The organism is Bradyrhizobium sp. AC87j1 (assembly GCF_002936975.1).
Lineage (GTDB): Bacteria > Pseudomonadota > Alphaproteobacteria > Rhizobiales > Xanthobacteraceae > Bradyrhizobium > Bradyrhizobium shewense.
In genome coordinates this window covers 85,253-92,138 of the sequence record NZ_PTFE01000025.1, presented here as the reverse complement: position 1 = coordinate 92,138, position 6,886 = coordinate 85,253, and the positions used below count along the sequence as shown (strand labels likewise).

Annotated in this window: 5 protein-coding genes; 2 read left to right on the top strand and 3 right to left on the bottom strand. The window is 62.7% G+C overall.

The annotated features are described in order from the left end of the window. The 3 genes from CV770_RS15750 to CV770_RS15740 form a co-directional block, all read right to left on the bottom strand. The coding region (locus CV770_RS15750) for an ATP-binding cassette domain-containing protein (RefSeq protein WP_146101294.1) at nucleotides 1–373 on the bottom strand (373 nt) is incomplete at its 3' end. Between the two features lie 13 nt (nucleotides 374–386). After that, entirely contained in the window at nucleotides 387–1,283 is an 897-nt protein-coding gene (gene ntrB / locus CV770_RS15745; RefSeq protein ID WP_104462956.1) for a nitrate ABC transporter permease, read from the bottom strand. A gap of 61 nt (nucleotides 1,284–1,344) precedes the next feature. Next, the gene (locus tag CV770_RS15740; RefSeq protein WP_104462955.1) at nucleotides 1,345–2,664 is read right to left on the bottom strand and encodes a CmpA/NrtA family ABC transporter substrate-binding protein; all 1,320 of its coding nucleotides are present in this window, start codon (nucleotides 2,662–2,664) and stop codon (nucleotides 1,345–1,347) included. Nucleotides 2,665–3,337: 673 nt separating this feature from the next. Here CV770_RS15740 and CV770_RS15730 point away from each other — a divergent pair. Both CV770_RS15730 and CV770_RS15725 read left to right on the top strand, forming a co-directional pair. Further along, nucleotides 3,338–4,177: a formate/nitrite transporter family protein gene (locus tag CV770_RS15730; RefSeq protein ID WP_091965695.1), complete on the top strand. Its 840-nt coding sequence runs from the start codon at nucleotides 3,338–3,340 to the stop codon at nucleotides 4,175–4,177. Nucleotides 4,178–4,237: 60 nt separating this feature from the next. After that, complete coding sequence (locus CV770_RS15725; RefSeq protein ID WP_201759872.1) at nucleotides 4,238–5,974, top strand: bifunctional protein-serine/threonine kinase/phosphatase; 1,737 nt, start codon at nucleotides 4,238–4,240, stop codon at nucleotides 5,972–5,974. Nucleotides 5,975–6,886: the final 912 nt, after the last annotated feature.

The following is a 6,886-nucleotide window of genomic DNA, read 5'->3' as shown; positions in this document are numbered from 1 at the left end:
GATTGAGATTGTGCATGACCCAGGCGTCGCGCTCGGCGCGGGACTTGGTCCTGGCAAAGACCTTGTCGACGCCGAGCCTGACGTTCTCGTACACGGTGAGCCACGGCAACAGGCTGTGGTTCTGAAACACCACGGCGCGGTCGGGCCCCGGCGAGTTGACCTCGCGGTTTTCCAGCAGCACGCCGCCGGTGGTGGCGTTGGTCAGCCCCGCGATGATGTTGAGCAGGGTCGACTTGCCGCAGCCGGAATGGCCGATGATCGAGACGTATTCGCCCTTCTCGATCGTGAGATTGATCTCCTTCAGCACCTCCGTGGTGGCGGCACCGCGGGTAAAGACCTTGTCGATGTGGTCGAGCTTCAGATAGGCGGTCATGTACCCTCTCCTCTCAGTTCAGCGCGGTGCCGCGGGTGACGACCTTGCCGAGGCCAGCGATCACGCGGTCCAGCACGAAGCCGACGATGCCGACATAGAACAGCGCCAGGATGATCTCGCTGATATGCGAGGAGTTCCAGGCGTCCCAGATGAAGAAGCCGATGCCGACACCGCCGATCAGCATTTCGGCCGCGACGATCGCCAGCCACGACAGGCCGATGCCGATACGCAGGCCGGTGAAGATGTAGGGCGCGGCCGCCGGGATCATGATCTTGGCGAAGAACTCCAGTGGATTGAGCTGCACCACCGCGGCGACGTTGCGATAGTCCTGCGGGATGTTGCGGATGCCGACCGCGGTGTTGATGATGATCGGCCAGATCGAGGTGATGAAGATGACGAAGATCGCCGAGGGCTGACCGTCGCGGAAGGCCGCGAGCGACAGCGGCAGCCAGGCGAGCGGCGGAATCGTGCGCAGCACCTGGAACAGCGGATCGAGCCCGCGCATGGCCCAGACTGACTGTCCGACCAGCACGCCGAGCGCGATGCCGGCGATCGCCGAGAGCGAATAGCCCAAGGCAACGCGCTGCAGACTGGCGGACAGATGCCAGAACAGGCCCTTGTCGATGCCGCCATGATCGAAGAACGGATCGAGGATCAGCTCCTTGGTGTCCTTGAACACTTTCGACGGCGGCGGCAGCGCCGAGCCGGCGCGACGGCAGACCAGTTCCCAGACCAGCGTCAAAAGAGCGATCACGACCAGCGGTGGGATCACGCGCACGGCGGTTTCCCGCGCCATCCGTGCATAGGCTTCCCTGCGCGGCGGGCGCTTCGGCGTCAGCGCGACGACCGGCGCGGCAACGGCCGCAGGCGACGCGATCTCAAGCTCAATCTTGGTGGCAGGCATGTTCATCGAAAATCCCTTTCCGGCTTCAAAGGACGAAGCGGCCGCCTGACGGCGGCCGCAGGCTCCATCAGACTTCGACGCGCTTGATCGCGAGCGACTTCAGATAGGCTGCCGGATTTTCGGGATCGAACACCTTGCCGTCGAAGAAGGTCTCCTTGCCGCGCGAGGTGGAGGTTGGAATTTCCGCGGCGGCGACGCCCAGAGTCTTGGCCGCATCGCGCCACATGTCCTCGCGGTTGACCTTGGCGATCAGCGCCTTGGTGTCGAAGCCAGGCTCGTACTTGCCCCAGCGGATGTCCTCCGTGAGGAACCAGAGGTCGTGGCTCTGGAAGGGGTAGGAAGCGAAGTCGCGCCAGTACTTCATGATGTGCGGCGAGTTCTCGACCACCTTGCCGGGGATGCCGTAGTCGAACTTGCCGGCGCTGCGATCGAGCACGTCCTCGACCGGGCAATTCATCCACTGCCGTTTGCCCATGATGGCGGCGAGCTCGGCCTTGTTCTCGGCCTTGTCGGCCCATTGCTGGGCTTCCATCACGGCCATCAGCAGGGCCTTGGCGGCCTTCGGATATTTGTCGACGAAGGCGGCGCGCATGCCGAAGGATTTTTCCGGATGCTTGTTCCAGAGTTCGCCGGTGTTGATCGCGGTGTAGCCGATCTTCTGATTGATCAGCTGCAGATTCCAGGGCTCACCGACGCAGAAGCAGTCCATGGTGCCGACCTTCATGTTGGCCACCATCTGCGGCGGCGGCACCACGATGGTCTCGATGTCCTTGTCGGGATCGATGCCGCCGGCGGCGAGCCAATAGCGGATCCAGAGGTCGTGGGTGCCGCCGGGGAAGGTCATCGCGGCTTTCACGGCCTTGCCGGAGGCCTTCTTCTTCTCCAGCGCGGCCTTGAACGGCGATGCATCGACGCCGAGCTTGAGGTCGGCATATTCGTTGGCGACCGAAATGCACTGACTATCGAGATTGAGCCGCGCCAGGATGTACATCGGCGTCGGCTGGTTGTTCTGTGTCACCTTGCCGGCCGAGATCAGATACGGCATCGGCGTCAGGATATGCGCGCCGTCGATGCCGTTGCCTTCGGAGCCGAGCACGAGATTGTCGCGCGTGGTGCCCCAGGAGGCCTGCTTCTGCACGTCGGTGTCGGGCATGCCGTATTTGGCGAACAGGCCCTTGTCCTTGGCGACGAAGAGCGGCCCCGCATCGCTCAGCGCGATGAAGCCGAGCTTGGCACCCTTGACCTCGGGGCCTGAATCCTGCGCGAAAGCGCCGGCGGGGAAATTCAGTTTTGCGGCGGCGAGAAGTGCGGCGGTCGAGCCGGAGGCCTTCAACAATTGACGGCGGCTGAGGCCCGTCTCCGAGGGCCGGCGGGTGCGCTTGGTCATAGGCAGTGTCGTCCTTTGCATCGTTGCAGAATTGATGGCGTCAGTGCACACGAGCAGCCCGTCCGTCCGGCGGCGCCGTCTTTGGCGCATGCGAACGCACGGCGGGGAGACCCCCGCCTGATGGCGTCGGCAAGTCGGATGAGAAGTCTCGCGGGACGGCTTCAATGGCGTCGGCATGGAACTATTCAAGCTTCATGCCAAGCGCGACACCGCAAAAACATATTATAAATCAGAATGTTAAAGAGACCGCGCGTGACTGTCACAGGTCGAACCCGCATGCGAAAGTTGCGACCTGCTCAATTCTTGTGCGGCGCACAAGCCTTGTGCAACAGATCAAGCAACAGGCCGCCAAGTGCTGTGACGCCGGATCGGGCCGAGATCTATCTCATTGATATTGCTATATATTTATTGCCATACGGCGCGGCACGCAACTTGCTTATCCATAAACGTCAACGAAGACTGCGGCTCGCCGCATTGTGCAGCCTCTGGCGGCTGCATCCGGAAGCTTAACTGCCTCGCGGCCCTTCCCGGCTTTAGTCCTCGTGACGCGATTCCCAAGGCTTCCAGACATTTCCTAGCCCTCGTGCGCGGCAGGCCAGCCGGCACGGCCCGTGACGTTGCAGCCGCGCTCCCGGGCGCGTCGATCTCTCTTACGAAGCAAAAGGAACCATTGATGTCGTATCTCGCGCCTTCGGAATTCGTCACCAAGATGGTGGATGCGGGCGAGTCCAAGATCTTCATGTCCACCCGGGATACCATCATCCGCGCCTACATGGCCGGCGCCATCCTCACGCTCGCCGCATGGTTCGCCGTCACGATCAACGTCAACACGGGTCAGCCGCTGGTCGGCGCGCTCTTGTTTCCGGTCGGCTTCGTCATGCTGTACCTCCTCGGCTTCGACCTCCTGACCGGCGTGTTCGTGCTCTCGCCGCTCGCCCTGATCGACAAGCGTCCTGGCGTCACGATCGGCGGCGTGCTGCGCAACTGGGGCCTCGTGTTCATCGGTAACTTTGCCGGCGCGTTTACGGTCGCCTTCATGATGGCCTTCGTCACGACCTTCGGCTTCTCGCAGCCGCCGGACAAGGTCGGCACCGCCATCGGAATCATCGGCGAAAGCCGCACGCTCGGCTACGCCGCGCACGGTGCGGCCGGCATGGCGACGCTGTTCATGCGCGGCATGCTCTGCAACTGGATGGTCTCGACCGGCGTCGTCGGCGCCATGATCTCGACCTCGGTCCCCGGTAAGGTCATCGCGATGTGGATGCCGATCCTGGTGTTCTTCTACATGGTGTTCGAGCATTCCGTCGTGAACATGTTCCTGTTCCCGTCCGGCCTGCTGCTCGGCGCAAAATTCTCGATCCTGGACTATCTGATCTGGAACGAGATCCCGACCGTGCTCGGCAACCTCGTCGGCGGCCTCGCCTTCACCGGCATGACCCTCTACGCCACGCACGTCATGACCCTGCCGAAGCGCCAGGTCGACAAGGCTGCAAAGCCCCGCGTCGCCGCCTGATCGAATACGTCTCGACAGGGGAGCCTCGCCCGAGCAGGGTGAGGCTCCCCTCTCCTGGTGATGACGATGACCCGCGGACTCCTGATTTCGGTCGGCCAGCACTCCGACAAGGGTCGCAAGCCCCTCAACCAGGATTTTCACGGCGTCTTGATTCCCGAGGAGCCGCTGCTCGGCCTGAAGGGCATTGCGGCGGTTCTCGCCGACGGCATCTCCAGCAGCACGGTGAGCCAGATCGCCAGCGAGTCGGCGGTCAAGAGCTTCCTGATGGACTATTACTGCACGTCGGAATCCTGGACGGTGAAGACCTCCGCGCGCCGCGTGCTGGATGCGACCAATTCCTGGCTGCACGCGCAGACGCGTAAGAGCCAATACGCCTATGACCGCGACAAGGGCTATGTCTGCACGCTGAGCGCCATGGTCATCAAGGCGACCACCGCGCACATCTTCCATGTCGGCGACTGCCGCATCTACCGCGTGGCCGGCAAGGCGCTCGAGCAGCTCACCGACGATCACCGGATCATCGTGTCGTCGGAGCAGACCTATCTCGGCCGCGCGCTCGGCATCAATCCGCAGCTCGAGATCGACTACCTGGCGTTCGAGGTCGAGGCCGGCGACACGTTCCTGCTGGCGACCGACGGCGCCTACGAATTCGTCGACGCGCGCTTCATCACGAGCGCGCTGAACGAGCACGCAGGCGAGCTCGACGGAGCGGCAAGGGCGATCGTCGAGGAAGCCTACCGGCGCGGCAGCGACGACAACATCACCGTCCAGATTATCCGCATCGACGCGGTGCCGCAGCGCGAGCCGGCCGGCATCTTCAATCAGACCTCACAATTGCCGCTGCCTCCGCTGCCGGAGCCGCGCGCGATGTTCGACGGCTACCGCATCGTCCGCGAGATCCACGGCAGCAGCCGCAGCCACATCTATCTCGCCGTCGATGTCGAGACCGAGGAGCCGGTCGCACTCAAGCTGCCGTCGGTCGATTTGCGCGACAACGCCGCCTATCTCAAGCGCTTCCTGATGGAGGAATGGATCGCGCGCCGGATCGACAGCCCGCACGTGCTGAAGCCGCTGTCCCAGTCGCGGCGCCGCAATTATCTCTATGTCGCGACCGAATTCGTCGAGGGGCAGACCCTGAAGCAGTGGATGACCGACAATCCGCGCCCCGATCTCGAAACCGTGCGTGGCATCATTGAGCAGATCGCCGCGGGCCTGCGCGCCTTCCACCGCATGGAGATGCTGCATCAGGACCTCAGGCCCGACAACATCCTGATCGACAAGACCGGCACCGCGAAGATCATCGACTTCGGATCGGTCAGGGTCGCGGGCGTCGCGGAGGCCGCGCCACGGGACGAGGCCGACGAAATCCTGGGCACGGTCCAGTATACGGCGCCGGAGTATTTTCTCGGGCAAGGCGGCTCACCGCGCTCCGACATGTTTTCGCTTGCGGTGATCTGCTACCAGATGCTGACGGGAAAGCTTCCCTACGGCGCCCAAATTGCCAGGATCCGGCGCAAGGCGGACGTGCGGAGGCTCAAATATCGCTCCGCAGACGACGACCGCAACGTGCCGGCCTGGATCGACGGCGCGCTCCGCCGCGCGCTGCATCCCGATCCCTACAAGCGGCACGAGGACCTGTCCGAATTCGTCTTCGAGCTTCGCACGCCCAATCCGGCCTATCTGGACACGCGGATCACGCCGCTATTGGAGCGCAGCCCGCTGATGTTCTGGAAGCTGACCTCGGCGGCACTCGCCTGCGCCGTCGTCGTGCTGCTGGCGCTGCTGCACGCCCGGTAGGGCGGAAGCGTCAGCTTCTGACGGTCATGCGGAACTTTTATCGAGGTCTCCCCTAGATCAACCTTTTTTGTCGGACGCGTTCACCGGCGCCGACTATCCGCCAGCGTAATAGCGCCTGCAGCCACTAGGACAACGATGATGACCGTGGCAAGCGCCTCCACCGAGGCCAGGGTGTCGTACCAGCTGTTCCAAAGCTCAAGCATGCGCTGGCCTCTATCGAGCGCCGCCCATCAGCGATAGAATACACTTTCTCAAAAGGACGCGCCTTCGCGTGCAAGTACAATGCTGCGTTTCGCCGCGTGCGTTTTGATCGCGCGGCAACGTGACCCATGCCGGAGGCCGGAATACGAGCGAACGTAGTTTGCGGTCGCCGCGTAGTGAGATCGCCCGCGGCTATGTCGAAGATGTTGACCAACTGTGAAGTGGTTTACATCGTTGGGGGCTGGCTCGGGCTAAAGTGACGAAGGCTTCTTACTTCGAAGGAGGCATCCAATGCTCGCGGCAATCAAATGGAACTCTCGATATAACGCTCGCGAATGGGTGATGAAGGCCGGGGCGCTCGTCGTCCAACTCCGTGCACCGAATGCAAACCGACAGAGCGGTGAAAGTAAGTCGAGGCGGCCACTCTGGAAACAGTTCGACGACACCCATCATTGGGACTCGACCGCGGAGGAATGGGTCCCAAACCCTGATCGGTAATCGTGCAACGCATTGTGCGCGCACCGGTCGAATTCCGAGACTTCAACATCCCGTCGCTGACGGGCCCATCTAGCGGTGAGGCCGCGTCTTGACTTTTGTTTGCCTGACATCCGTATCACGGACGGACGCAGTCGGCCCTACGGGGCTTGATCGTAAGCCTGCAGGATCCTGACAAAATCAGCCATGCTTGATCGATCCTGGTTTTCAGCCATA